Annotated in this window: 23 protein-coding genes and 1 riboswitch; of the genes, 10 read left to right on the top strand and 13 right to left on the bottom strand. The window is 72.6% G+C overall.

Annotated elements, in window-relative coordinates; all coding sequences use genetic code 11:
- The first annotated feature begins 59 nt into the window (after positions 1-59).
- Positions 60-1,232, top strand: coding sequence for an epoxide hydrolase family protein (locus tag AC07GB_RS05050; protein WP_478841839.1), 1,173 nt, complete (start codon positions 60-62; stop codon positions 1,230-1,232).
- 147 nt (positions 1,233-1,379) lie between these two features.
- On the top strand, positions 1,380-2,417 hold the full coding sequence (locus tag AC07GB_RS05055) for a hypothetical protein (RefSeq protein ID WP_478841840.1): 1,038 nt from the start codon (positions 1,380-1,382) through the stop codon (positions 2,415-2,417).
- 40 nt (positions 2,418-2,457) lie between these two features.
- Here AC07GB_RS05055 and AC07GB_RS05060 read toward each other — a convergent pair whose 3' ends face one another.
- Positions 2,458-3,012, bottom strand: coding sequence for a TetR/AcrR family transcriptional regulator (locus AC07GB_RS05060; RefSeq protein WP_478841841.1), 555 nt, complete (start codon positions 3,010-3,012; stop codon positions 2,458-2,460).
- A gap of 101 nt (positions 3,013-3,113) precedes the next feature.
- Between AC07GB_RS05060 and AC07GB_RS05065 the strand changes: the two genes are divergently transcribed.
- Complete coding sequence (locus tag AC07GB_RS05065; RefSeq protein ID WP_478841842.1) at positions 3,114-3,572, top strand: nuclear transport factor 2 family protein; 459 nt, start codon at positions 3,114-3,116, stop codon at positions 3,570-3,572.
- Between the two features lie 25 nt (positions 3,573-3,597).
- On the opposite strand, the gene AC07GB_RS05070 is transcribed toward AC07GB_RS05065, so the two are convergent.
- Genes AC07GB_RS05070 through AC07GB_RS05085 form a run of 4 tightly spaced genes read right to left on the bottom strand, consistent with a single transcriptional unit; the run spans position 3,598 to position 7,552 of the window.
- A complete protein-coding gene (locus AC07GB_RS05070) occupies positions 3,598-4,587 on the bottom strand; it encodes an ABC transporter substrate-binding protein (protein WP_478841843.1) in 990 nt (329 codons plus the stop codon).
- A 60-nt stretch (positions 4,588-4,647) separates the two neighbouring features.
- Positions 4,648-5,418: an amino acid ABC transporter ATP-binding protein gene (locus AC07GB_RS05075; protein ID WP_478841844.1), complete on the bottom strand. Its 771-nt coding sequence runs from the start codon at positions 5,416-5,418 to the stop codon at positions 4,648-4,650.
- Positions 5,415-6,404: an amino acid ABC transporter permease gene (locus AC07GB_RS05080; RefSeq protein ID WP_478841845.1), complete on the bottom strand. Its 990-nt coding sequence runs from the start codon at positions 6,402-6,404 to the stop codon at positions 5,415-5,417. The genes AC07GB_RS05075 and AC07GB_RS05080 overlap by 4 nt, the downstream gene beginning before the upstream one ends.
- On the bottom strand, positions 6,401-7,552 hold the full coding sequence (locus tag AC07GB_RS05085) for an LLM class flavin-dependent oxidoreductase (RefSeq protein ID WP_478841846.1): 1,152 nt from the start codon (positions 7,550-7,552) through the stop codon (positions 6,401-6,403). Before AC07GB_RS05085 ends, AC07GB_RS05080 begins: the two co-directional genes overlap by 4 nt.
- 430 nt (positions 7,553-7,982) lie before the next feature.
- Between AC07GB_RS05085 and AC07GB_RS05090 the strand changes: the two genes are divergently transcribed.
- From AC07GB_RS05090 to AC07GB_RS05100, 3 genes are all read left to right on the top strand, one after another.
- Positions 7,983-8,975: a GlxA family transcriptional regulator gene (locus AC07GB_RS05090; protein ID WP_478841847.1), complete on the top strand. Its 993-nt coding sequence runs from the start codon at positions 7,983-7,985 to the stop codon at positions 8,973-8,975.
- A 115-nt stretch (positions 8,976-9,090) separates the two neighbouring features.
- A complete protein-coding gene (locus tag AC07GB_RS05095) occupies positions 9,091-9,714 on the top strand; it encodes a cysteine hydrolase family protein (RefSeq protein ID WP_478841848.1) in 624 nt (207 codons plus the stop codon).
- Between the two features lie 88 nt (positions 9,715-9,802).
- Positions 9,803-10,621 (top strand): alpha/beta fold hydrolase, encoded by an 819-nt coding sequence (locus AC07GB_RS05100; RefSeq protein WP_478841849.1) that lies wholly within the window; start codon positions 9,803-9,805, stop codon positions 10,619-10,621.
- A 26-nt stretch (positions 10,622-10,647) separates the two neighbouring features.
- Here AC07GB_RS05100 and AC07GB_RS05105 read toward each other — a convergent pair whose 3' ends face one another.
- Both AC07GB_RS05105 and AC07GB_RS05110 read right to left on the bottom strand, forming a co-directional pair.
- The gene (locus tag AC07GB_RS05105; RefSeq protein ID WP_478841850.1) at positions 10,648-12,081 is read right to left on the bottom strand and encodes an SLC13 family permease; all 1,434 of its coding nucleotides are present in this window, start codon (positions 12,079-12,081) and stop codon (positions 10,648-10,650) included.
- A gap of 231 nt (positions 12,082-12,312) precedes the next feature.
- Positions 12,313-13,071, bottom strand: coding sequence for an IclR family transcriptional regulator (locus AC07GB_RS05110; protein ID WP_478841851.1), 759 nt, complete (start codon positions 13,069-13,071; stop codon positions 12,313-12,315).
- Between the two features lie 202 nt (positions 13,072-13,273).
- Between AC07GB_RS05110 and AC07GB_RS05115 the strand changes: the two genes are divergently transcribed.
- Positions 13,274-14,440 carry a pyridoxal-phosphate-dependent aminotransferase family protein gene (locus AC07GB_RS05115; protein WP_478841852.1) on the top strand — a complete coding sequence of 389 codons (1,167 nt, stop codon included), beginning with the start codon at positions 13,274-13,276 and terminating at the stop codon, positions 14,438-14,440.
- Positions 14,441-14,539: 99 nt separating this feature from the next.
- Complete coding sequence (locus AC07GB_RS05120) at positions 14,540-17,461, top strand: FAD-binding and (Fe-S)-binding domain-containing protein (RefSeq protein WP_478841853.1); 2,922 nt, start codon at positions 14,540-14,542, stop codon at positions 17,459-17,461.
- A gap of 18 nt (positions 17,462-17,479) precedes the next feature.
- Here the strand turns inward: AC07GB_RS05120 and AC07GB_RS05125 are convergent, their stop codons facing one another.
- From AC07GB_RS05125 to AC07GB_RS05140, 4 genes are all read right to left on the bottom strand, one after another.
- Positions 17,480-18,613, bottom strand: a complete 1,134-nt coding sequence (locus tag AC07GB_RS05125; RefSeq protein WP_478841854.1) for a chymotrypsin family serine protease — start codon at positions 18,611-18,613, stop codon at positions 17,480-17,482.
- Between the two features lie 183 nt (positions 18,614-18,796).
- On the bottom strand, positions 18,797-19,675 hold the full coding sequence (locus AC07GB_RS05130) for a bifunctional 5,10-methylenetetrahydrofolate dehydrogenase/5,10-methenyltetrahydrofolate cyclohydrolase (protein WP_478841855.1): 879 nt from the start codon (positions 19,673-19,675) through the stop codon (positions 18,797-18,799).
- Between the two features lie 21 nt (positions 19,676-19,696).
- Positions 19,697-19,784: riboswitch (ZMP/ZTP riboswitch) on the bottom strand.
- A gap of 74 nt (positions 19,785-19,858) precedes the next feature.
- A complete protein-coding gene (locus AC07GB_RS05135) occupies positions 19,859-20,560 on the bottom strand; it encodes a TetR/AcrR family transcriptional regulator (RefSeq protein WP_478841856.1) in 702 nt (233 codons plus the stop codon).
- A gap of 39 nt (positions 20,561-20,599) precedes the next feature.
- Positions 20,600-22,453 carry a trypsin-like serine peptidase gene (locus tag AC07GB_RS05140; protein ID WP_478841857.1) on the bottom strand — a complete coding sequence of 618 codons (1,854 nt, stop codon included), beginning with the start codon at positions 22,451-22,453 and terminating at the stop codon, positions 20,600-20,602.
- A gap of 208 nt (positions 22,454-22,661) precedes the next feature.
- Here AC07GB_RS05140 and AC07GB_RS05145 point away from each other — a divergent pair, with 208 nt between their 5' ends.
- Positions 22,662-23,135 carry a hypothetical protein gene (locus AC07GB_RS05145; RefSeq protein ID WP_478841858.1) on the top strand — a complete coding sequence of 158 codons (474 nt, stop codon included), beginning with the start codon at positions 22,662-22,664 and terminating at the stop codon, positions 23,133-23,135.
- 47 nt (positions 23,136-23,182) lie between these two features.
- Here AC07GB_RS05145 and AC07GB_RS05150 read toward each other — a convergent pair whose 3' ends face one another.
- The gene (locus AC07GB_RS05150) at positions 23,183-23,611 is read right to left on the bottom strand and encodes a nuclear transport factor 2 family protein (protein WP_478841859.1); all 429 of its coding nucleotides are present in this window, start codon (positions 23,609-23,611) and stop codon (positions 23,183-23,185) included.
- A 295-nt stretch (positions 23,612-23,906) separates the two neighbouring features.
- On the opposite strand from AC07GB_RS05150, the gene AC07GB_RS05155 reads away from it, so the two are divergent.
- Positions 23,907-25,154, top strand: a complete 1,248-nt coding sequence (locus tag AC07GB_RS05155) for an MFS transporter (protein ID WP_478841860.1) — start codon at positions 23,907-23,909, stop codon at positions 25,152-25,154.
- Between the two features lie 44 nt (positions 25,155-25,198).
- On the opposite strand, the gene AC07GB_RS05160 is transcribed toward AC07GB_RS05155, so the two are convergent.
- Positions 25,199-25,876, bottom strand: coding sequence for an AIM24 family protein (locus AC07GB_RS05160; protein ID WP_478841861.1), 678 nt, complete (start codon positions 25,874-25,876; stop codon positions 25,199-25,201).
- Positions 25,877-25,943: the final 67 nt, after the last annotated feature.

The following is a 25,943-nucleotide window of genomic DNA, read 5'->3' on the forward strand; positions in this document are numbered from 1 at the left end:
CCGCCGCGCAGGAGCGCCCGCTCGATCCGAGCACCACAGCACTCCTGAGCGAAGGAACCATGACCTCCACCGCGAGCAGCACCCCCACCCCCTTCCGTATCGACGTGCCCGACGACGTCCTCACCGACCTGCGCGCACGCCTGACCCGCACCCGCTTCGTCACGGCGTCCGACGCGACGCCCTGGGCGGCCGGAGCCGACCCGGCGTACCTGCGTGACCTCGTCGCGTACTGGGCCGACGGCTTCGACTGGCGCGCCGCCGAGGCCGCGCTCAACGACTTCCCGCACTACACCGCCGCGGTCGCCGGTTCGCGGCTGCACTTCCTGCACCTGCGCGGACAGCGCCCCCAAGGCGCGCCCGCGCCGCTGCCGCTGGTCCTGAGCCACGGCTGGCCGAGCAGCTTCGTGGAGATGCTCCGCGTCGCCCGGCGCCTCGCCGATCCGGCCGCGTACGGGGGCGACCCCGCCGACGCCTTCGACGTCGTCGTGCCCTCGCTGCCCGGCTTCCTCTACTCGGAGCCGCCGCGCGGGCCGTTCACCCGCCGGGGCGTCGCCGAGGCGTGGCACTCCCTGATGACCGGGACGCTGGGCTACGAGCGGTACGGGGCCTTCGGCGGTGACATCGGCGGCGGCGTGACCCAGTGGCTGGGCGCGCTGTACCCGGACCACGTCGCCGGGGTGCACATCACCTCCGCCGTGGTGAGCGCCGACTTCGCCGAACACCCGCCGACCCCCGAGGAGCAGACGTACCTCGACGCGCTCGCCGCCTACGACCGCGGCGACGGCGGCTACAGCGAGATCATGTGCACCCGGCCGGACACGGTCGCCGCCGCACTCGTCGACTCGCCCTCCGGGCTGCTCGCCTGGATCGTCGACAAGTACCGCGACTGGAGCGACTGCGACGGCGACGTCACCAGGCGCTGGGACCGGGACACGCTCCTGACGGTGGCCACCCTCTACTGGGCCACGGCCAGCGTCGGCACCTCGTTCCAGCAGTACTACGACTACCACCTGAACCAGCTCCTGCCGCCCGTCACCGTGCCCGCGGCCGTCACGCTCAGTCACGAGCCGGCGTACGCGGACTATCCGCGGAGCCTCGCCGAGCGCGTCTTCACCGACCTGCGGCACTGGCGCGAGCCGCGGCGCGGCGGCCACTTCATGTCCCACGAGGAACCGGACCAGGTCGCCGGCGAACTGCGCGCGTTCTTCGGCCCGCTGCGGCCGGGGGCCTGACGGGGACGGCACGGCCCGCCGGACCGCGGCGGGCCGTGCCACCGCGCCAAAGGGCGCCGCGAGCGGGGGCGGAAAGCCGGAGCAACGGGGCGATATAGGCTGTACGTTCTGTTTCTTTTCGCCCACGACGTACTCGGAGAGTTATCTGTGACCGCAGTGATCGCCCCGTCCGCCCCGGCTGACCCGTCGGCCGAGGCCGCGCGCGAGCTGGTCGCGCGCGACGCCCGCGAGTTCGGTGTGTACGCGCGCACCGGCGGCTGGGCGTTCGGCCTGAAGGTGGCGCGCAGCGTGCGGCCCGGCGGGCAGTCGGCGGCGGAGACGCCGAAGGTGTCCGCGAAGGAGTTCGGCGACCTTGCCGGGTGCTCCGCCGAGCGCGTCATGCGCTACTACAAGGCCTGGGACCGGGCCGCCGACGACGGGCTTGTGCCGCACTTCGAGGAGCTGGCCCCGGGCCAGGAGGTCGAGCTGCCGGACGCCGACGTCTGGCTGACCTACTACGTGCCGCGCTCCAGCGCGACCTCCGCGCGCGGCACCGCGATCACGGCGGCCGCCGAGGCCGAGGGCATCCGCCCGACGAAGGCCCTGGAGGTCGCGGAGAACCCCACCGCTCTGCGCGCCGCGATCCTCGCCGACCCGTCCACCGCCCAGGCCGCCCGGCACGCGCTGCTCGACCGGGTCAAGGAGGACCCGGTCCTCCAGGTCGACCTGGCCCGTGACATCGCCCGCACCGACGACCTGAAGAAGGCCGTCGCGGGCGAGGCCAGGGCCGCGGACCGCATCGAGTACGTCCGCAAGATCGCCGAGGAGGGCCAGGTCAGGACCCCGGCGGGGCAGACCATCGACGCGCCGGCCGCCCTGCGCGAGGAAGCCGAGCGGCACCTGTCCCTGATCGACGAGCTGGAGCCCGAGGAGGCCGGGGAGTGGGCGTCGGAGGCCTACGACACGGTGCGGACGCTGGTCGCCGAGGCCGTCGACGCGGACCCCGAACTGCGCGTCCAGGAGCGGCGGACGAAGTTCTACAGCAGCCTCCAGAAGGCGACGAAGGTCTTCGAGGAGCTGACCCTCGACGACGCCGCCGACTTCGGTGACATCTACGAGGACGACATGGTCCAGCGCCTCGAAGAGCTGCAGCAGGCCATCGGCACCTGCCTGACGGCACTGCGCAAGGCCTCGCGGACGGACTGACGCACCACCTCACGGGGCCCGGCACCTCCGGGCCCCGTGCTCACCGCGCGGCGGCGATCAGCACCTCGGCCGCGCGGGCCGCGTGCGTGGCGGGGCCGGGGGCGCCGTCGATCCCCGCGCTCACCATCGCGCCCTCGGCCAGCAGGAAGAGCTGCTCGGCCAGCTCGCCGGGCAGCCCGGCGGCCGTCACGAGCGAGGCCACGTACTCCTTGAACGCCCCTTTGTGCAGGCGTACTTGGCGTGCCACCGGCTCGGAGGTGGCACCCAGCTCCCCGTACGAGTTGATCCAGGCGCAGCCGCGGAAGCCGGGCTCGGCGAACCACTCGCCCAGCCGGTCGAACACCGCGAGCAGCCGCCGCTCCGGGTCCTCGTGCCGCTCCACGTGCTCGGCGAGCAGCCGGCGCCAGCGCACGTCCCGGCGCTCCAGACAGGCCTCGACGAGCCGCTCCTTGGACGGGAAGAGCTGGTAGAGGCGCTTCAGTGAGACGCCCGATGCGGCGCGGATGTCGTCCATGCCCACGGCCTGGACCCCGCGCTGGTAGAAGAGCCCCTCGGCCGCGTCCAGCGCTTGTTCCCTGGCGACGGTGTTGTCCACCGGCCCAAGACTACCGCTGAGAACCATCGTTCTCTATGCTGGCGTACGTCGCCGGAGAACGAGCGTTCTCCGTTCGGTGGCGACGAGGAGAGGAGCCCGCCATGACGGCACGTCCGCCGTTCCCGCCGTTCGACGAGGAGAGCGCCCGGCAGAAGGTCCAGGCCGCCGAGGACGCGTGGAACACCCGCGACCCCGAGCGCGTCGCGCTCGCCTACACCGAGGACTCGGTCTGGCGGAACCGGGACCGGTTCGTCACCGGCCGCCCCGCGATCGTGGAGTTCCTGCGCGACAAGTGGTCCCGCGAGCGCGAGTACGCCCTGCGCAAGGAGCTGTGGGACTTCCACGGCAACCGCATCGCGGTGCGCTTCCAGTACGAGTACCAGGACGCGAGCGGCCAGTGGTGGCGCGCCTACGGCAACGAGCTGTGGGAGTTCACCGAGGAGGGCCTGATGGCCCGCCGCGAGGCCGGCATCAACGACGTGCCGATCCCGGCGGAGGAGCGCCGCCTCTTCGGCCCCCGGCGGGAGGAGGAGCGCGGCGCCCCGCTCCCTGTCCGGTAGCGCACGGCCGGCGGGGGCTCGCGCCTCAGGCGCCCTTGGGCAGCCCCTTCGGATTGAGTTCCGAGGTGCGTACGGCTTCGTCGGCGAGCCCCCAGTGGGCGAGCACCTTGCCGTAGGAGCCGTCCTCGATGAGGTGCTGGAGCGCCTTGTGGAGGGCGTCGACGAGGCCGTTGTCCTTCTTCGTGGTGGCGGCGATCTTGCCCTGGAGGCGGTCGCCCGCGCCCGAGAAGGTGCCGATGACCTCGGACCTGCCGGTGCTCGCCGCGTGGTAGGCGGCGACCGGGTTGGGCCCGAGGTAGGCGTCGATGCGGCCGGAGCCGAGCGCCAGGTAGTAGTCGCTGGTGTTCTGGAAGTACTTGATCTCGGTGGCCTTCCGGCCCGCCTTCACGTTCTGCCCGCTCCAGTCGACGAGCAGCTTCTCCTGGTTGGTGCCGGACGACACCCCGATGACGCGGCCCGCCACGTCCTTGGGCCCCTCGACCTTCCAGCCGCGGTTCTTCCTGGCCTCGAAGGCGATGGTGTCCAGGCGGTAGGTGGCGAAGTCGTACTTCTCCTTGCGCTCCTCGGTGACCGTGATGTTGCTGAAGCCTGCGTCGTACTTGCCGCTGTCCAGGCCGACGAAGATGTTCGCCCAGTCGACCGCGTGCGAGCGGACCTCCAGGCCGAGCACGTCGGCGACCAGATGGGCGATGTCGGTCTCCACGCCGATCACTGTCTTGTCGTCGGTGGCGTAGAACGTCAGCGGTGGCACGGAGCCCGCGGACGCGACCACTTCGAGCGTGCCGCGCGCGCGTACGCGCTTCGGCACGAGGCGGGCGATGGCGTCGACCTTCCCGGCTCTGAGGCGTTTCTGGTCGGGGCTCAGATCGATCTTCGCGCCCTTGGCGCCGGGCCGGGCGCGGGCCGCCGGGCCCGTGTCCTCGTCGGCGGGGGAGCCGCAGGCGGCGGTGGTGAGGGCGAGGGCGGAGGCGAGCGCGAAGGTGAGCGTGGCGCGGCGGGTGACGGGCGCGGGCATGACGGTGCTCCTCGGCGGGGACGGGGGTGTGCTTGCGGGGCTGCGGGACCGGCGCGCGGGCTACAGGACCTTGGAGAGGAACGCCTTGGTGCGCTCGTGCCGCGGGTGGTCGAGGACGTCCTGGGGCGGGCCCTGCTCGACGACCACGCCGTCGTCCATGAAGACCACGGTGTCGGCGACCTCGCGGGCGAAGCCGATCTCGTGCGTGACGACGATCATCGTCGTGCCGGCCCGGGCCACGTCCTTGATGACGTCGAGGACCTCCCCGACCAGCTCGGGGTCGAGCGCGGACGTCGGCTCGTCGAAGAGCAGCACCTGCGGGTCCAGGGCGAGCGCGCGGGCGATGGCCACGCGCTGCTGCTGACCGCCGGAGAGCTGCCGGGGGTAGGCGTCCGCCCTGTCGGCGAGCCCCACCCGGTCGAGCAGCGCCCGCGCCAGGGCCTTCGCCTCCGTGGCCGGTCGGCGCAGCGCCGAGACGGGAGCCTCGGTGATGTTCTCCAGGACGGTCAGGTGCGGGAAGAGGTTGAAGTTCTGGAAGACGAAGCCGATCCGGGTGCGCTGGCGCAGGATCTCCCGCTCCTTCAGCTCGTACAGCTTGTCGCCGCGCCGCCGGTAGCCGATCAGCTCGCCGTCGATGCTGACCGAGCCGCGGCTGAGCTTCTCCAGGTGGTTGATGGCGCGCAGCAGCGTGGACTTGCCGGAGCCGGAGGGGCCGATGACCACGGTGACCTCGCCGGCGCGCACCTGGAGGTCGATGCCGCGCAGCACCTCGTGCGCGCCGAAGCTCTTGTGGACGCCGCGGACGTCGACCATCACGGGGGTGGTGCTCATCGCTTCTCCCGGAGGGGTGTGAGGGGGTGAGGGGAGGCCTTGAGGGTGCGGGCGAGGGCGCGGGCGCGCTGGAGAGGCGTCGGCGGGGGAGTGCGGTCGGCGCCGCGCGCGAAATGCCGCTCCACGTAGTACTGGACGATCGACAGGAGCGTGGTCAGGACGATGTACCAGACGGTGGCGACCATCAGGAGCGGCACCACCCGCCCGTTGCGGCCGTAGATCACCTGCACTTGGTAGAACAGCTCGCCGATCGCCATCACCGAGACGATGGACGTGCCCTTGAACAGGGACACGATCTCGTTGGCGGCGTTCGGCAGGACCGAGCGCATCGCCTGCGGAAGGACGATCCGGCGCAGCTGCCGCAGCCGGGGGACGCCGAGCGCGGCGGCGGCCTCCAGCTGCCCCGGCTCGACGGCGAGGAAGCCGCCGCGCAGGATCTCGGCGGCGTACGCGGCCTGGTGCAGGGCGAGCCCGATGACGGCGGCGGACATCGCCCCGACCAGGTGCATGGTGCCGAAGCTCCACACGACGGGCCCGAAGGGGATGCCGACGCCCAACTCCTCGTACAAGTACGCGAGGTTGAACCAGAACAGCAGCTGCACGATCAGCGGGATGGAGCGGAACGCCCAGACGTACAGCCAGGCCACGCCCGCCAGGAGCGGGCTGCGCGAGAGGCGCATCAAGGCGATGACCAGGCCGAGGGCGAAGCCGATGGCCGTGCCGTACACCGTCAGCTGGAGGGTCACCCAGACCGCCCGCAGCACGCTGTCGGCGAGCAGGTAGCGGAAGAAGACCTCCCACTCCCAGGCGGGGTTGGTGAGGAGCCCGTGCGCGAACTGGGCGGCCAGGACCAGCACGGCGGCCCCCGCGGCCCAGCGCCAGTGGCGCCGGGCCGGGACGACATTCGGCTCGGCGGCTGCCCGTGGCCCCGGAGCTTCGGCCGGGGGCGCGGAGGCCGCCGGTGAGGGCGGGGCGGCGGACGTCATCCCGCCACCGCCAGGTCGCTCAGGGTGCGCTCCAGGGTCTGCGGCCCGCGCTCGGCCCGCTCCCGGTCGCGCTTGGCGACCTCCTCGCGGACGATCGGGATGACGTACCGGCCGAAGTCGACGGCGTCGTCGAGCAGGTCGTAGCCGCGTGCGGACAGGATGTCCACGCCGAGGTCGTAGTAGTCGAGCAGTGCCTGGGCGACGGTCTCGGGGGTGCCGACCAGGGCGTTGGAGTTGCCCGCGCCCCCGGTGGCGGCCGCGGTCGGCGTCCACAGCGCGCGGTCGAAGCGCTCGCCCTGCTCGGCGATGGCGACGAGCCGCTGCGAGCCGGTGTTCTCCGGGGCGCCGGGGGACCGGCGCCGTGCCGGGATCCGCCCGCCGACGAGGTGCTCCCGGATCGCGCCCACCGTGCGCCGCGCCTTCTCCCAGGCCAGATCCTCGGTCGGCGCGATGATGGGCCGGAACGCCACCTGGATGCGCGGCACATCGCCGCGCCCGGCCGCCCGCGCGGCCCGCGTGACCTCCTCGATCTGCTGCGCGGTCTCGGTGAGCGGCTCGCCCCACAGGCAGTAGACGTCCGCCTCGGCCCCGCCGGCCGCGTAGGCGGCGGGCGACGAACCGCCGAACGAGACGCCCGGGTGCGGCTGTTGAACCGGGAAGACGTCGCTGACGAAGTCCTGGAAGCGGTAGTGCGCCCCCTCGTGGTCGAAGGGCTCGTGCCGCGTCCACACCTTCTTGACGATCTCGATGTACTCCCGGGTGCGGGCGTAGCGCTCGTCCTTGCTCAGTGTGTCGCCCTCGCGGCGCTGCTCGTGGTCGTTGCCGCCGGTGATGAAGTGGACGGTCAGCCGCCCGTCGCTGACCTGGTCGAGCGTCGCGAACGTGCGTGCCGCGTACGTCGGGTACGACACGTTCGGCCGGTGCGCGAGCAGGATCTGGAGCGACTCGACCTTCGCCGCGAGGTAGCCTGCGGCGGCCGCGGGGATCGGCGAGCCGGACGCGTAGGCGAAGAGCACCCGGTCCCAGCCGTGGTCCTCGTGGGCCCGGGCGAGCCGCAGCGTGTACTGCTTGTCGAAGGCGGCACCGGAGCGCGGCCGGGTCTCCGAGCCGTCGTTGGTCGCGGCGATACCGAGGAACTCCACAGGCATGGCGAGCCTTTCGTACGTGGATGAACAGAAGGACCCCGTCCGTCGATGGAGGACAAGGCCCGAAGGGCCGGGAAACACCCGACGAGGATCAGGGGGAATGTGCGTCAGGCGACCGACGGAGCCCGTCCGGCGATTGAGGACGAGGCCCGAAGGGCCGTTCAGCCGCGCGGGGCGCCCACGCCAGGACACGCGGTGGAACACACCCGACAGAGGTCGATGTGCTCGCGTGAGACCAGCGGCTGCGAGGACGGCATGCGAACAGTTGAGCACCGGACTTTCGACGTCGTCAACGGGGCCGGGGACGCTGCCGGAGCGCTGCCACACGGTGTTCACACGGGCGTAGCGCCGGGGCGGGCCCTCTCGGCCGGGTGTCCGGATGTGACAGGGAATCGTCATTGCGGTCATGAGTGGCGCGGGCGAGCATAAGGGCATGCCCCTTCCCCACCGGGTCGTCATCGCGGTCTTCCCCGATGTCGACCTCCTCGACGTCACCGGCCCGGCCGAGGTCTTCGCCCTCGCCGACCGGGAGACGGCGGGCCGCGCCGGATACGAGGTCCGCCTCGCCGGGCCGGCCGCCGGACCGGTCCGCACGTCGGCCGGGGTACGGCTGCTCACCGACGTGTCCTTCGACGACGTCGGCGACCGGGTGGACACCCTGCTGGTGCCGGGCGCGGTCGACATGAGCGACGACGGGCCCGTGGCCCGCATCGACACCACCGTCGTGGAGTGGGTGAAGGCCACCGCTCCGCACGCCCGGCGCGTGGCGTCCGTGTGCGTGGGCGCCCACCTCCTGGCCGCGGCGGGGCTCCTGGACGGGCTCACGGCGACCACCCACTGGTCGACCGCCGCCCAGCTGGCCGCCGACCACCCCGACGTCACGGTCGACCCGGACCCCATCTTCGTCCGGGCCGACCGCGGCCGGCTGTGGACCGGGGCGGGCATCAGCGCCTGCCTGGACCTCGCCCTTGCCCTGGTCGCCGAGGACCAGGGCGAGCAGACCGCCCTCGCGGTGGCCCGGCAGCTGGTGGTCTACCTCAAACGGCAGGGCGGCCAGAGCCAGTTCTCCGTGCCGCTGCGCCGCTCGGGCTCCAGCCGCAGGGACATCGACGAGCTGCGCCTGTGGATCGCGGACCACCTCGACGAGGACCTGTCGGCAGGGGCCCTGGCGGCCCGCATGTGCCTGAGCGAGCGGCATTTCGCCCGCGTCTTCACCCAGGAGACGGGCGCCACTCCCGCCGCCTACGTCGAGGGCGTCCGCATCGAGGTCGCACGGCGCCTCCTCGAAACCACGGACTGCCCGCTCGACCAGGTCGCGGCCGCCGCCGGGCTCGGCTCGGTGGAGACCCTGCACCGGGCCTTCCGGCGGCAGTTGTCCACCACGCCGGCGGCCTACCGCCGCCGCTTCCGCACCATGACCGCCTGACCGCTTCCCTTCACCCCTTCCTTTCCCTTCACCTCCCCTCCATGGGCACGGACGCCGGGCCGCGGCCTCGGCCTGCCCGAAAACCTGCATTCCCTACCCAGCGAAAGGCTCCCTGATGAGCACCAGTCACCCCGCCACGACCCTGCGCGACGTGATCGGCCTGGACAACCAGCCACCCCGCCTCCGCGAGTCCGCCCTGATCATGATCGACTTCCAGAACACCTACCGCACCGGCGTCATGGCCCTGGAGGGCGCCGAGAAGGCCGTCGCGGCGGGCGCCCTGCTCCTTGATCGCGCCCGCGCCGCGGGCATCCCGGTGGTCCACGTCGTCAACGACGGCGGTGAGGGCACCCCGTACGACATCCGAGCCCACATCGGGGCGATCAGTGACGAGGTCGCCCCCGTGGCCGGTGAGCCCGTCGTGGTCAAGCAGGTTCCCAACGCCTTCCACGCCACCGGCCTGGAGCAGGCCCTGCGGGACGCGGGCGTCGGGCCGGGTGAGGGCCGCGACCTCGTGCTCGCCGGGTTCATGACCCACATGTGCGTCGCCTTCACCGCGCAGGGCGCCTTCCAGCTCGGCTACCGGCCCACCGTCGTCGCCGAGGCGACCGCCACCCGGGCGCTCGCCGCCCCGGACGGCACGGTCCTTCCCGCCGCCGCCCTCCAGGCCGCCGCCCTGACCACCGTCACCGACCTGTTCGGCGTCGTCGTGCCCGCGGTGGAGGGCCTGCGCGACTGAGCCCGCCGCCCCGCACCGGGCGGCGCCTGTGCCCCGGGCCGCCGGAAATTCCACCGGCGGGCCGGGGCCGTTCTGGCAGGATGCGGGAGTGATCCTTTCTCATGACGTGGACGGCCCGGCCGACGGCCCCGCCCTTGTCCTGCTGCACTCCTCGGTCTGCGACCGCCGGATGTGGGAGCCGCAGTGGCGCCCGCTGGCCGACGCCGGGTTCCGCGTCGTCCGCGCCGACTTCCGCAGCTGCGGCGGGTCTCCCGCGGCCACCGCGCCTTACTCCGACGAGGACGACGTCCTCGCACTGCTCGACGCCCTGGGCGTGGCCGAAGCCGCCTTCGTGGGTTCCTCGTACGGCGGCCGGGTCGCGCTGCGGATCGCCGCGCTGCGCCCGGAGCGGGTGACCGCCCTCGCACTGCTCTGCGCGGGCCGCCCCGGACACGAGCCGAGCCCGGCGCTCCAGGCCTTCGGCGAGGCCGAGGAGGGCCTCATCGACGAGGGGGAGCTGGACGCCGCGGCCGCACTCAACGCCCGTACGTGGCTGGGCCCGGAAGCCGACGGGAAGACCCGGAGGCTGGTGACCCGGATGCAGCGCGAGAACTTCGCCAACTGGTTCGCCGCGCACCCGGCGGAGCAGGGCGAGGAAGCCGAGTACGAACTCCCGGAGCCGACGCTCGACCTCCGGGACGTCACCGCCCCCACCCTCGCCGTCGGCGGCGCCCACGACCTGTCCGACTTCCGGCAGATCGCGGCGGAACTGCCCGGCCTCCTGCCCCGGGCCCGGCACCGGGAACTGCCGTGGGCGGGCCATCTTCCCTCCCTGGAACGCCCGGCGGAGATCACCGCGCTGCTCCTGGACTTCCTGCGCGAGGAGCGCGACCCGAGCGCTTCCGGCGGGCGTACGGCCGTCCGCTGATCGGGGAGCGCGCTCGACGTCCGCGTTCAGACCTGTCCGGGGATCACGAACAGCGCCCACGTCGCGAGCGGGGCGACGAGGGTCATCGACATGCCCCAGCGCATCAGGGCGCTGAAGATCTGCGGGCGCTCCTCCTCGGGGGCGTTGGCGGTGACCAGGGCCCCGCTGGTGGAAAGGGGGGAGGAGTCGACCACCGACGACGAGATGGCCAGGGCGATGATCAGGCCGACGGCACTGACCTGACCATCCATCAGGAACGGGACGGCCAGGGGGACGAGAGCGCCGAGGATGCCCGTGGTGGAGGCGAAGGCGGAGACCACGGCACCGACGACGCAGATCAACAGGGCGCCCAGGAGCGGGGAGTCGATCTTCGCGACGCTGTCGCCGAGCCATTCGATGGTGCCCATGCGCTCCATGACGCCGACGAAGGTGACGACACCGCAGACGAGCAGCACGGTGGACCAGGCGCAGCGGTCGACGGCGCCCTTGGCTGCGTCGGGGTCGACCAGGGTGAGGACGACCACGACGGTCAGGGCCATGAGCCCTACGTTCCACTCGAAGAAGAGCGCGCCCGCGACCATGCCGAGCAGGCCGAGCAGCGTCAGGGAGCGGGAGAGGTCGAGGCCGGGCGCCAGGGCCGGTTTCGCGAGGGCGACGGTCGCGGTGGCGGTGCCGCCCGCCGGTGCCGCACCCGAGGGCGCGTCGGCGGCGGTGCCCGGCGATGAGTCGCTGGGCTCAGCTCCTGCGGACGGCCCGGACGGCCCGGACGGCCCGGACGGCCCGGACGGCCCGTCCGCCGCGCCGCCGTCCGCTGCCGCGCCGCCGTTCGTCGCCTCGACGGCCTGCGCGCGCCGCCCGAGCAGCTGCCGCCCGCCGAACATGAAGTACGCGACGACGCTGAGCGCCACGCTGAACAGGAACGTCATGGCGAAGAGGAGCGCGGGGCTGCTCGGCAGGTCGTTGCGCTCGACGACGCCGTTGGTGATGGAGCCGTAGACGCTGGCGGGTGAGAAGCCCCCCGCGCAGCCCCCGTTGGCCACGAGCAGGCCCATCAGGAGGGGCCGGATGTGGTAGCGGGCGCACAGGCTCATGCCGATGGGGGCGATGACGCCGACCGCCGCGGGCACCACCGCGCCGACTGCGGTGAGCGCGGCGGTGATGAGGAACATGACCCAGGGGATGAGGGCGATGCGGCCGCCCACGGCCCGGGTCGCGGCGTGCACGAGCCACTCGATGGTGCCGTTGTTCTTCGCCACGGCGAAGAGGAACGTGACACCTACGAGGACGACGAAGAGGTCTCCGGGGAAGCCCCCGAAGACATCGTCGGCGTTCTCGCCGGCGACGGTGGAGCCGACGGCGAACGCCGCGACGAGCGCGAGCGCTCCCATGTGGACGGAGGTGAACGTGGCGATGGCGAAGACGAGCACCAATGCGCCGATCGCGATGAGATGGTCTGTCATGACACGTCCTCGCCTTCGGACTGCGGCCGAGTGAGCGGTTGGAGGGTCACGTGCGTGGGCGTGCGGATACGGCCCCGGAGGGCGTGGTGAAGTGGCGGGCACGCCGGACTCGTATATCCGCAGCACGGACACCGAGTTCCGCTATGCGGAAATCGCGGGGCAACGTTGGCGAGTATGTGACGGGTGTCACGGGCCGTCAAGAGGGTGCGGACACATCGCTTCGTGGAGTGCTCAGGCGGTGCGGGGTTCCTCGTAGCCAAGGGCCGTACTGATCTCGCGGGCCGCCGCTCGTACATGGACGCCCAGCTCTTCGAGGCGCTTACGGTCGCAGCGGCTGGCGGGCAGATTGACGCTCATGCTGGCCACGGGCGTGCCGTCCGGGCCGAGGATCGCCGCGGCCACGGCCGCCACGTCGGCGCGCCACTCGCCCTCGTTGAGCGCGTAGCCGCGGGCGCGGATCGCGCGCAGTTCGGCGCGCAGCGCGTCCGGGTCGCCGATCGTCGCCTCGGTGAACCGGGTCAGGCCGTCCGCCACGTACCGCTCGACGGCCTCGGGGGTGCGGGCCGCGAGGACGGCCTTGCCGTTGGCGGATGCGTGACCGGACAGCTGCTGGCCCAGCGGGAGCACGATCCGCACCGGCTGCGACGTCTCCAGGCGCTCGACCAGGACCACCCGGTCGCCCTCCGGCACCGCCAGGTGCACGGTCTCGTCGACGGCCCGGCGCAGCTCCTCCATCACCGGCACCGCCACGTCCCGGAGCCCCAGCTCACCCGTGGCCTGCCTGCCGATGAGCAGTGCCTTCGTGGTGAGGGTCCAGCGCGTGGGCGGGGTGCCGGTCTGTCTGATCCAGCCCGCGGTGCGCAGCGTGCCGAGCGCCCGCTGCACGGTGCTCTTCGGCAGCTCCATGGCGCGCGCCAGCTCGGCGACCCCGACGGGCTGGCGCGTCGCCAACTCCTCCAGGACGCGCAGGGTGTTGAGGACGTTCTGCATGGGATCCCCCCGGAGGTCTCGTCTCGGCCCGCCCGGCGGGCTCCGCGCCGGGCCGCTCCCAGGGTGGCGCATCGGGCCGTCCCAACGGCGGCGTACGACAGCGCCGTTGACCGCTGTCGACGGGCACCCCTATGCTCCACCGTGCCGCATAACGATACGTTGTGCCACCTCACGGCACAAGCGTGGAGGGGAGATTCGCGCGATGACCGTCAGGACCGGCCGTCACTTCCTGCAGATTCCCGGACCCACCAACGTTCCCGACCGCGTTCTGCGCGCCATGGCCGCGCCCACCCTCGACCACCGGGGCCCCGAGTTCGCCGACCTGGCCCGGCGCGTGCTCGACGGCCTCAAGCCCGTGTTCGGCACGACGTCCCCCGTGGTCGTCTATCCGTCGTCGGGCACCGGCGCCTGGGAAGCCGCCCTGGTGAACACGCTCAGCCCGGGTGACCGCGTGCTGTGCTTCGAGACCGGCCACTTCGCCACGCTGTGGCGGGACATGGCCGAATCCCTCGGCCTCGATGTGGAGTTCGTGCCCGGCGACTGGCGGCACGGAGCCTCGCCCGAGGCCGCGGCCGAGCACCTCACCGCCGACGTCGCCCACCGCGTCAAGGCCGTCTGCGTGGTGCACAACGAGACCTCGACCGGTGTCACGAGCCGGGTGCCGGAGATCCGCGCCGCCCTGGACGCGGCCGGGCACCCCGCGCTGCTCCTGGTCGACACCGTCTCCTCGCTCGCCTCGATCGAGTACCACCACGAGGCGTGGGGCGTCGACGTGACCGTGGCCGGCTCGCAGAAGGGCCTCATGCTGCCGCCGGGCCTCGGCTTCAACGCGGTCGGCCCCAAGGCGATCGAGGCGTCCCGCACCGCCCGCCTTCCCAGGTCGTTCTGGGACTGGGCGCCGGTCCTCGACGCGAACGCCGCCGGGTTCTTCCCGTACACCCCCGCCACCAACCTCCTCTACGGCCTTGAGGAAGCCCTGCTCATGCTCGGGGAGGAGGGCATCGAACAGGTCTGGGCCCGGCACGCCCGGCACGCCGCCGCCACCCGGGCGGCCGTGCGCGGCTGGGGCCTTGAGGTGCTGTGCGCCGACGACCGGGAGCACTCCGGCTCCCTGACCGCCGTGCTCCTGGCGGACGGCCAGGACGCCGACGCCGTACGGAAGATCATCCTCGAACGGTTCGACATGTCGCTCGGCACCGGCCTCGGGCGGCTCTCGGGCAAGGTCTTCCGCATCGGCCACCTCGGCCACTTCAACGACCTCACCCTCGCCGGGACCCTCGCCGGGGTGCAGATGGGCCTGGAGCTGGCCGGGATCGCGGTCGGCTCCGAGGGGCTCGCCGCGGCGCTCGACCACCTCCGCACGACCTGAGCCCCCCCCGGGCGCGGGCCCGCCGCACCGGCGGACCCGCGCCGCCTCCCGGTAAGTCCCCGTAAGTCCCCGTACTCCCTTCGCCCCGGAGCGTGTCGCATGACATCCAGCATCGAGAGCACGGAGGCCGAGCATGCCGAACTCGGCGGCGAACTCGCCCGGCGGTTGCACGCCGACCTCGAAGGCGAGGTCCGCTTCGACGCCGTGAGCCGCCATCTGTTCGCCCGCGACGCCAGCATGTACGCCATCACCCCGCTCGGCGTCGTCTTCCCCCGCCACGCGGACGACGTCCAGGCCGCGGTCGCCGCGGCCGTCGAACACGGCGTGTCCGTCGTCCCGCGCGGCGCGGGGACGAGCCTCGCCGGGCAGACCACGGGCCCCGGCATCATCCTCGACCTCTCCCGCCACATGCGCCGCGTCGTCGCCCTCGAACCGGAGGGCCGTACCGCCCTCGTCGAACCGGGCGTCGTCCAGGACCAGTTGAACCGCGCCGCCGCCCCGCACGGCCTGATGTTCGGCCCGGACACCTCCACCAGCAACCGCGCCACCGTCGGCGGCATGATCGGCAACAACTCGGCGGGCAGCGGCTCCCTGCGCTACGGCATGACCATCGACCACGTCCGCGCCCTGGACGTGGTGCTCTCCGACGCCACGACCACGCACCTGGCCCCGCTCACCGCCCAGGAACACGCGAGCCGGGCCGGGCTCGACACGCTGGACGGCCGCATCCACCGCGAGCTGCCCGCGCTCGTCGCCGCCCACGGCGACGCGATCGCCGACGGCTTCCCGCGGCACTGGCGGCGCGCGGGCGGCTACCGCCTCGACCGGCTCGCCCGCGATGACACCCCCTTCGACCTGGCGAAGTTCGTCGTCGGCTCCGAAGGCACCCTGGCCGTCACCACCCGGGCGCTCGTGGACCTCGTACCGAAACCGGCGCACACGGTCTTCGCCGTCGGCCACTTCACCTCGGTCGCCGGGGCCATCGAGGCCACCCAGGACGCGCTCGCCTGCGCCCCGGCGGCCGTCGAGCTGATGGACCGGACGATCCTCGACCTGTCCCGGCAGAAGATCGAGTACGCCTCCCTCTCCACGGTCCTCGAAGGCGACCCGGACGCACTCCTGTTCGTGTCGTTCACCGGCGACGACGAGCGTGAACTCCTCGGCAGCCTGGACCGGTTGACGGCCCTGTGGAAGCGCCACGGCCACGGCTACCACGCCCTCAGGGCCACCGCCCCCGCCGACCGGAACGCCCTGATGAAGGTCCGCAAGTCAAGCCTCGGCCTGCTCATGGCCGCGAGCGAGGGCACCAAGCGGCCCCTGGCCTTCATCGAGGACACCGCCGTCGACCCCGCGCACCTGCCCGCGTACACCGCCCGCCTGAAGAAGGTCCTCGACCGGCACGGCCTCACTGCGGGCTTCTACGGCCACTGCTCGGTGGGCTGTCTGCACATCCGGCCGTTCCTCGACGTCACCGACCCCGAGCAGCGCCGGACGATGCGCGAGGTCGCCGAGGAGATCAAGGACCTCGTCACCGAGTACGGCGGCGTCAACTCCAGCGAGCACGGCGACGGCCTGGCCCGCAGCGAGTTCAACCGCGAGCTGTTCGGCGACGCGCTGTACGAGGCGATGCGCCAGGTCAAGGGGATCTTCGACCCGGACAACCGGCTCAACCCCGGAAAGATCGTCGACGCCCCCGCCATGACCGAGCACCTGCGCGACGCGGCCCTGCCGCCCGCGCCGGGGCTGCGCACCCGGCTCGACTTCGACGTGACGGGCGGGATGCGCGGAGCCGCCGACCGCTGCATGAACATCGGCCTGTGCCGCAAGTCCGGCACCGGCACCATGTGCCCCTCCTACATGGCCACCCGCAACGAGGAGGACTCCACGCGCGGCCGCGCCGGCGCCCTCGTCCAGGCCCTCTCGGCACCCGACCCGCACGCCGCGCTCGGCGACGCGCGGCTGCACGAAGTCCTCGACCTGTGCCTGATGTGCAAGGCGTGCAAGAGCGAGTGTCCGCTCGGCGTGGACATGGCCTCACTGAAGGCGGAGGCCCTCGCCCACCACCACGACGAGCACGGGGTTCCGCTGCGCTCCCGGATCTTCGGGTCGATCCGTACGCTCAACCGCCTCGGCTCCGCCACCGCCCCGCTCTCCAACCTGCCCGGACGCCTCCCGCTGCTGCGCCGGCTCCTCGACCGCACCCTCGGCATCACCCGGCACCGGCCGCTGCCGCGCTACGCCCGCCGCGACCTGGTGCGCTGGTTCGGCCGCCGCACCCCCGCCGCGACACCCACCCAGGGCACGGTCGTGCTCCTCGCCGACTCCTTCACCACGTACACCGAACCGGAGATCGGACAGGCGGCCGTGGAACTCCTCGAACACGCCGGATGGAACGTGCACTTGGAGAGCGGCGGCTGCTGCGGACGGGCCAGCCTCTCCAAGGGCCTCCTGGACGACGCGGGCGACAAGGCCTTCCAACTGGTCCACCGCCTCACCGAGACCACCCCGGCCGACGCGCCCGTCACCGGCTGCGAACCGTCCTGCCTGATGACCCTGCGCGACGAGCACAAGGCGCTGCTGCCCCGCGACTCGGCCCGCGAGGCGGTCACCGCCCGCGTGCGACAGATTGAGGAACTGCTCGGCGACGCCGTCGACGAGGGCCGCCTCACCCTGCGCCCCGACTCCTGGCTGAACGGGCGCACCCTCCTCTACCACGGACACTGCCACCAGAAGGCGGAGGTCGGCACGGCGGCGACCATGGCGCTGCTGCGCCGTGTCCCGGGAGTGGAGGTGACCGAACTGGACGCGGGCTGCTGCGGCATGGCCGGCTCCTTCGGCTTCGAGTCGGAGCACTACGACCTCTCGATGACCGTGGGAGCCGACCGTCTCTTCCCCGCGGTGAAGGCCGCGTCCGCCGACACCGTGGTGGTCGCCACGGGCGCCTCGTGCCGTCAGCAGATCTTCCACGGCACGGAGCGCACCGCGTGGCACCCGGTGCAGCTGCTGCGCGAGGCGCTGTGAACGCCCGCGCCGCCGGGCCTACTTGTCGATCCACACCCCGAAGTCGCGCCAGGCGGTGCCGAAGTCCTGGAAGCCGAGGCCGGAGCCGAGCGAACGCGTCACCGTGCCCTTGGCGATCACACCCCCGTTGGCGGCGGCCGCGTACACGGGACCGCCGCTGTCACCTCCGCGCGCCGCCTCCTGACCGTTCATCTGCTCGGCCTCCACCAGGTCCTCGGAGTCGTTGTAGAAGAACTTCACCTTCAGGTTGCAGACGGGGCCGCCGGTCACCCCGGCGCTGGTGACACCGGACTGGCACAGGTACTCGCCGGTGTACACCCAGTCCCAGCCCTCGACGCGGGCGCCCCGCTCGTCGCCCCGCCCGCCCGTGTACATGAAGTTGTCCACGTCGGCCGTCGGGATCAGCATGACGTCGTGGGGCTGGTGGCGCGCCGACGGCGTGCCGATGTACTGGTTCGCCCCGCTGGTGTAGCGGTCACCCGGCTTGCCGCAGTGCGCGGCGGTGAGGACGTACTGCGCGCCCGAGCCGTCGCGCACGCCGAACCCGGAGGTGCAGTTGGGGGCGCCGTTGTTCTTCAGGAGCGCCCCGCCGGACCACGGGTAGGAGTCGTTGTCCCGGCTGCGCTCCTTCATCCTGCCCTCCCGGACGGTGCGCACCGGCACGCCCAGGTCCTCCTCGAGGGCGGCGGCTCCGCGCGGTGCGGCGGCGGCCGCCCTGCGGCCCGGCTCCGCGGCGATGACGAGCCCGCTGCCGTCCGTGGGGATCTTCACGGTGTGGCCGAGCGCCGGCTCGGCCCGCAGCCGCTCCTGGAGCCGGGCCGACGCCGTCTCCAGCTCCTTGAGCGAGTACGGGGCCGCCACGATCCGCACCCGCGCCTTCCCGCGCGCCTCGGCGACCGCGGTGCGCATCTGCGCGGGCAGCTCGCCCTTCCAGTACAGGGCGACGCGGCCCCGCTCCAGGGCGATGCCCGTGAACCCCTCGTACCGGCCGCGCTCCTGAGCCCATCTGACGACGTCGGCCGCGGCGACGAGCGGCCGCTGCTCGGCCATCTTGCGGGCGGCGTCCTTGCCCACGAGCTGCCCCACGGGCACCGTCTCGCGGTCCGGCTGGTCGGCGCTCGCGCCCTGCCCCGCCGCACCGAGTAACGCCATGCTGCACACTGCCGCGCCCGTGACGAGGAAAGCCTTCTTGCGACGCATCGAACCCCCTGCTGACCGAGCGGCGACGGGCTGTCGCCGCGACAGGGAGGAACGTAGGGAGAGCGGCTCAACGGCGGGTCAACATCCGTTGAAAGCACCAGATGGTGGGACGAGGGCGGCCCCGCGCACGGCCCGTCACCGCGCGGCGCGCGCCTCCAGCTGCCGCTCCGCCGCGTCCACCGTCTGCTCCAGCAGGACCGCGATCGTCATGGGGCCCACGCCGCCCGGCACCGGTGTGATGAGGCGGGCCCGGCCCCGCGCGCCGTCGAAGTCCACGTCGCCGACGTTCCCCGGGTTGTACCCGGCGTCCACGACGACCGCGCCCGGCTTGATGTCCTCGCCGCGGATCAGCTCGGGCCTGCCCACGGCCGCCACGACGACGTCCGCCTCGCGCAGGTGCGCGGACAGCTCCGCGGTGCGCGAGTGGCAGTAGGTGACGGTCGCGTCCCGGGCGAGCAGCAGCATCCCCACGGGCTTGCCGAGGATCGCGCTGCGGCCCACCACGACGGCCCGCTTCCCCGCGAGGTCGACGTCGTACGCGTCGAGCAGCCGCATGATCCCGCCCGGGGTGCAGGACACGTAGCCGGGCCGCCCGAAGCTCATCGCGGCGAACGAGCTGAGCGTGACGCCGTCGACGTCCTTGTGCGGCGCGATCGCCTCGAAGGCGGCGCGCTCGTCGATGTGCTCTCCGACCGGGTGCTGAAGCAGGATGCCGTGCACGGTCGGGTCCTCGGAGAGGGCGCCGAGGGTGGCGACGAGTTCCTCGGTCGTGGTCTCGGCGGGCAGCGCGACGTGGCGGGAGACGATGCCCGCCTTCGCGCAGCGGTTCCGCTTCATGCGGACGTAGGTGACCGACGCGGGGTCCTCGCCCACGAGCACGGTCGCGAGGCAGGGCGCCGCGCCCGTGCGCCGGGTCAGCTCGGCGGCGCGGGCCGCGGTCTCCTCGCCCACGCGGCGGGCGAGGGCGGTGCCGTCCATGAGCTGGGCAGGGACCGTCGAAGTGGTCGGGGACATGGCCGCCTCCAGGCGTGGTTGACCAGTCGCCCAGGCGCACGGCAATCGACATCTGCGTCAGGCCGCTCCCCGGTGGTGCTCCACCTCAGCGCCAGTCACGGCCCGGGGCCCACTGTAGTCGAGGGTGTGTCGGAGCTTGACAGCGCGGTCACCGGCAGGGCTGACGCCGCTCGGCCCCGTCGGCTACGGAGCGTCCGGCAGCAGCTCCCGCAGCAGTTCCTCGAAGTCGTCGGCGGTCGGGGTCTCGTCCGCAAGCAGGCCCTGGAGCAGCAGTCCGTCGTAGGCGTGGGTGAAGAGCTTCACGCGCAGCGGCTCGTGCGTGAAGTGGCGGGCGAACGCGGCGAGCGCCTCGTGCCAGCGCCGGGTCGCCGCCCGCTGCTCCGGGCGGCGCACCGCGAGCAGGCACAGCTCGAACTCCGCGAGCAGGTGCCCGGGCGGACCGAGGGTCCGCGCCATGAGTTCCGCGAGGGCCCGGAGGGTGGCGCCGCCGGGCGCGTCCACGAGGGCCTCGATGCGTGCGGAGTCCTCCTCCATGCACTGGGTGAGCGCCGCCGTGAGGAGAGCGTCGATGCTGCTGAAGTAGTACGTGGTGGCGGTCGTGGGCAGCTCCGCCTCCCGGGCCACCGTGCGGTGGGTGACGCCCGCGGCGCCGTCGCGCGCGATGACGCGCACGGTGGCCTCGATGAGGGCGCGGCGCCGCCGCTCGCCCTTGGCGCGGCGGCCGTCGGTGACGGGCGGTGTGGTCGGTGCGGTGGTCGGCTCGTTCAGGGTGGGTCTCCCGCGTTCGTGCGCGCGTACCTCTGCCGCCGCGTGTCTCTGCTGTTCTCCGCCGCCGCGTACCCGCGTACGCGTGCCGTTCCCGCCGACGTTACCCGGTCGCCGCACGCCGTGCGCCACCACCGGTCGCGGCGCTCGGCGCTCCGGTCAGGTCGTCCTGGGCGGGACGAGGTTCCGCTCGGTGCCGAGCCGGGTCGTGGTGTCGGCGTACAGGCTGACTTCGCCGTCGCTCCAGCGGACGAGGATGTCGTCGGGGCGGCCGCCCGCGGTGTGGCCGCCGGCCGTCGCCACCTTGGCGTGCTTCCACAGCGCGCTGGGCCCGCCGAGCTGTGTCTTCCTGCCCAGGCCGCCCGTGCCCACGTCCTGGTGCAGGGTGAGTTTGCCGTCGGACCAGCGCACGACGACGTCCCAGCGGGCGCCGCCGGTGAAGTCACCGCCGACGAGGAGGGCGGCGCGCTTCCAGGTGGCGTTGGGCTTCTGGAGCCTGGTCTCCTTCTTGAAGCCGTCGCCCGCCTCGCGGTAGAGGGTGAGTTCGCCGTCGCTCCAGCGGACGACCAGGTCGTCGGCGCGCTTGTTGCCGCTGAAGCGGCCCGCGGTGATCTGCGTGGCGTGCTTCCAGGTGGACTTCGCCTTGGCGAGCCGGACCTCCCTGCCGAAGCCCGCGGTGGACACGTCGGGGTACAGCGTGACCTCGCCGTCGGACCAGCGCACGATCAGGTCGGAGCGGGCGCCGCCGGTGAAGTCGCCGCCGGTGATCGCCGCGGCGTGCTTCCAGGTGCCGTTGGGCGCCTTGAGACGGCGCTGTCCGCCGAAGCCGCCGTCGCCGTCGCCGGTGTGCAGCGTGACCTCGCCGCTGGCCCACACGGCGAGCAGGTCGGCCTTGCCGTCGCCGGTGTAGTCGCCGGACGCCAGCTGCCGGGCGTGCTGCCAGGTCTCGCCGGTGCCGAGCGTGTAGGGCAGCGGCGGGCGCTTGACCGTGGCGACGTCGGCGACGGCGTCGTCGTAGAGCTTGAACACCTCGTCGTCGTAGAACGGCGCGTACGAGACGTCGCTGCTCGACCCGCCGCCGCCCGCGCCGCCGAGGTTCCCGACGACCTTGCCCCGCTGGGTCCGCTCGTCGAAGTCCATCAGCCACGGGCTGCCGGAGGTGCCGCCGTGGAAGCCGGCGCACTTCATGCGCAGCTGCCGGTAACCGGGCAGGCGGCCCGTCGTCGTGCGGCACTTGACGGCCTGGTCCTTGGGGTCGTACTTCGCCTTCGGGTAGCCGATGACGGTGACCGGCACGCGGTAACCCGGTGTCCGCGTCAGGGTGTTGGCGCCGGTGAGCCGCTCGATGGGGCGGCCGTCCCCGTCGGGCTTGAGGGTCGCGAAGCCGAAGTCGAGGTCGGAGCCGGGCCCTGTGTCGGTGTGCCGGGGGTCCTTGAAGAACCGGTCGACGGCCCAGATTCCGTACGGCTGCTGGGTCGCGGGCTTACCCGTGCGGTATTGCGGCACGAACGCGTGCTTCTTGCCGGGGCCGCAGTGTCCCGCGGTGAGGATCAGATTGCCCTTGGGGCTGTGCACGACGCTGGCCGTGCAGCTGTGCGCGGACATGCCGCTGTCGACGTAGTACAGCACGCCGATGGTCTTGGCGCCCTTGTAGGCCGTGGCGGAGGGCTTGGCGGCGGCGGCGCGCGCCCGTGGGCTCTTCGCGGTGCTCGCCGTGGCCGTCACGGTGGTGGCCGGCCGCGCGACCTCGGGCGCGGGGTCCTTGGCGGGCGGTGGCGGAGTCGCCGACTCCATGCGCCCCGTGGTCCAGAAGTCCGCGGCGTCCTCGGCGGTCCAGCCGGGGCCGCTCTTCGGGGGAGCGGACGCGCTGACGCCGGGCGTCCTGTCCGGCCCTGGCCGGGTGCCTTCCGGCCCGGCTGTGGAATCCTTCGCCGACGCGGTGGTCGCCAGGGCGGCGATCACGACGCCGCCCGCCCCCACGGCGACGGTCCTGGCCCAACGGGAATGACGCACAGCTCCCCTTCTGTTGCGTGGCGGTGGCAGAACTCGGTGTTCGCCCGCGACCGTCTGGCGAAGGGTGAGCAGCGGCAGTCCGTGCACTGCTCGGAAATCCCCCCGGTAAGATCGCCGATAACGGATCCCGTCACCAGAATCGACCCTGGTCATCCGAGCCCGAGGACTGCATCTTATGTCACGTGTACGCGCCACTTTTGTGGGGGCCTTGCTGCTCGCGGCCACGGCGACGGCCGTGCCGGGCGCGTACGCGGACGCGGGTGGCAGTGGCGAGTTGACGGTCGCTCCCGCGGCGGCGCGACCTGGGGAGCGCGTCGAGTTGTCCTTGGTGAATCCGGAACTCGACGAGGGCGCGGCCGTGCGTTCCGAGGTGTTCCAAAAGCCGGTGGAGCTGAAGTCCACGGGCAAGGTTTCGTTCGCGGCACACGCTCGGATCCGCTGTGATGCCGAGCCCGGTAGGTATGCCGTGCATTTCACCGAGCCGGTGCATCCCGGTGAGAGCACCCGGGCGGGCGAAGTGACCGTCGAAAAGGGCGGGCCAATTGACGGTCCGCAGTGCGCGGCAAAGGCCGATGACGACGACGGAGGGAACGGCGGCACGACCCTCGCCGTCGCCGGGGGAGCGGTCGCCGTGGCGGCCGTCGGTGCCCTTGTCGTGGTGCTGCGCAGGCGCCGCTCCTAGGCGCCCGCGCAGCGGGACGGATGTGCCCGGCCCTCGCCGTGGCGCCGCTACAGGTTGTCCCCCCAGCCGCCCTGGATCATGGTCTGGAACGCCCAGGTCCCGTCGCGCTTGAGCAGGATGTCCGCGTAGCGGAGCTGCTGGGTGTGGCCGTCGACCGTCATCGTCGAGTCCGTGAAGACGACGGCCATCGACGCGGAGAGGAACACCGGGGTCCGGGTGGACTCGAAGGCGATGTCCTGGCCGCCGTCGCCCATCACCTGCGTCATGGTGGCGACGAACTGCTGCCGGTCCCACTGCGCCGCCCGGCCGTTCCCCGCGGAGTCGTCGCTCACCAGGTTGAGCGGGAACACCGCCATGTCGGCCATGCGCTCCACGTCACGCTTGCCGCTCGCGGCGTCGTACGCGGCGAACCAGGCGTCCAGGCTCGCGCGGTCCTCGGCGGTCGGGGTGTATCCGGTGTCGGGCAGGTGGGTCATATGGGCTCCCTTGCTGATGAGGCTCTCGCGTGTCCGCGTAGTCAAACTTGACCACGCGCTGAAAGGTATACCGTGAAGGCGCACTAGTCAAACTTGAATAATGAAATCGGCGGATGTCAAGCGCGAACGGGTCGCCGCACCCCCCGCCCGGGTCGCCCGGGCGGGCCTCGGCATGCCGGATCGGGGCGTGATAGAAAGTGGGACGATAGTCCCGGTTGTTGCTCGTGGGGGTGTGCGCGCCGGGTGCCGCGCATGCCCCGACGGGCCGAGGGCCGATTCCACGACAGGACAGGCAATGGCAAACGCATACCGCGAGATCTTCTCCGCGCCGGGCACGAAGGCGTTCAGCTCCGCAGGGCTCGTCGCCCGCCTCCCGCTGCCCCTGACCCATATGGGCATCCTGACGATGCTGTCCGAAACGACCGGGGAGTACGCGCTGTCCGGCCTGGTCGCGGGTACCTTCACCGTCTCCATGGCCGTCCTCGGACCGCAGGTGTCCAAGGCGGTGGACCGGCGCGGCCAGAGCCGGGTGCTCCCCGTCGCCACCGGCGTCAGCGTGCTCGGGCTCGCGGGCCTGCTGCTGTGCGCCACCTCCGGCGCGCCGAGCTGGACCCTGTTCCTCTTCGCCCTGCTCTCCGGCCTGATGCCGAGCATGAGCGCGATGGTCAGGGCCCGCTGGACCGAGATCTACCGGGGCACGCCGCGGCTGACCACCGCGTACTCCATGGAGTCCGTCGTCGACGAGCTGACGTACGTCATCAGCCCGGCGCTCGCCGTGGTGCTCTCCACGGCGCTGTTCCCGCAGGCCGCGCCCCTGGCGGCGGGGCTGCTCCTGCTCGTCGGGGTCGCGCTGTTCGTCCCGCAGAAGAGCACCGAGCCGCCGGTCAGGCCGCGCACCTCCGGCGGCGGCGCGTCCGCGGTCTCCTCGCCGCCGGTGCTCCTCCTCGCGCTCGTCCTGCTGTGCGGGGGCGTGATCCCCGGCATGGTCGACACGATGGGCCTCGTCTTCGCCGAGGACGCGGGTGACAAGTCGCTCGCCGGGCTCGTCTTCGCCGTGTACGCGATCGGCTCCGGCATCTCCGGGCTGCTCTTCGGCGCCCGCCGCCCCCGGGTGCCGCTGCCGCGCCTGCTCCTGATCGGCGTGACCGGAACGGCCCTGACGACGCTGCCGTTCCTCCTCGTGGACGGCGTCGCCGGGATGGTCGTGGTGGTCTTCGCCGCCGGGGTCTTCTTCGCGCCGACCATGGTCGTGATCATGGGCATGGTGGAGCGCATCACCCCGGAGCACCAGCTCACGGAGGCCATGACCTGGATGATCGCGGGCCTCCAGAGCGGCGTCGCGATCGGCGCGGCCGTCACCGGCGTCGTCCACGACCACCTCGGCGCCACGGCCGGCGTCTCGGTGGCGCTCGTCGCGGGCGGCCTGGCGCTGCTCCTGACCCTGTGCGGCCTGCCGATGCTGCGCACGAGGCTCGCGCCCGCGAAGGACGCGGCCGAGGCGGCGAGCGACTCCGGCAGGGACGAGCCCGCGCTCTGCCGCTGAGGTGGAGGGGCGGCCGGTCGCTCGCCGGTGACCGGCCGCCCGGCTCAGTGCTGCTGCGGCTTCGCCGGCGTCGCCTCGCTCGGGCGCACGATGACGAAGCCGTCGCCCTGGAGCAGCAGTTGCACGGTTTCCCCGGAGCCCCCGCGCAGCATGGAGCCGATGGACTGCGAACGGTGCAGCGAGGTCTCCAGGCCGGCGGTCCAGCCGACCACCGCGTCGGTGTCCACGTACACCGGCTCCTTCGGCGAGACCGGGATGACCAGCGGCTCGCCGTCGCACATGAGCCCGAGCCTGCCGTGGCCGGAGAAGACGGTGTTGAACAGGCCGCCGCCGGTGATGCCCGAGCCCTTCACCGTCTTGATCTCGTACGACAGGCTGGTGTCGAAGCACAGGACGTTGCGGCCGTTGATGGTGAGCACGTCACCCGGTTCGAGGTCGACGAGGAAGCAGGTGTGCGCCTCGTGCGCGAACCACGCCTCGCCCTGGCCGCGCACCGTCATCAGCGGGAGCCCCTCACCCGTGACGGCGCGCTTGAGCATGCCGCCGACGCCCTGGCCCTTGCGCTCGAACTGGAGATTCCCGCGGTAGGCGATCATGGCCCCCTGCCGGGCCAGCATCTCGCCGTTCACCGCGTACTTGAGGGACTTGGAGTTCTGCACGCTCATGCCGGGGGCCGTGGCGGGCTGTGCCAGGTGCCGCTCGGAGAAAAGGTCGCTCTTCATGCCGGGCATCTTGCCCGGGTGCGGGTGTTTCGCCAAGTCACTGGGGGTTTGGGCCCTTGTGGACGAA

It is taken from the genome of Streptomyces sp. NPDC045778 (assembly GCF_056431945.1).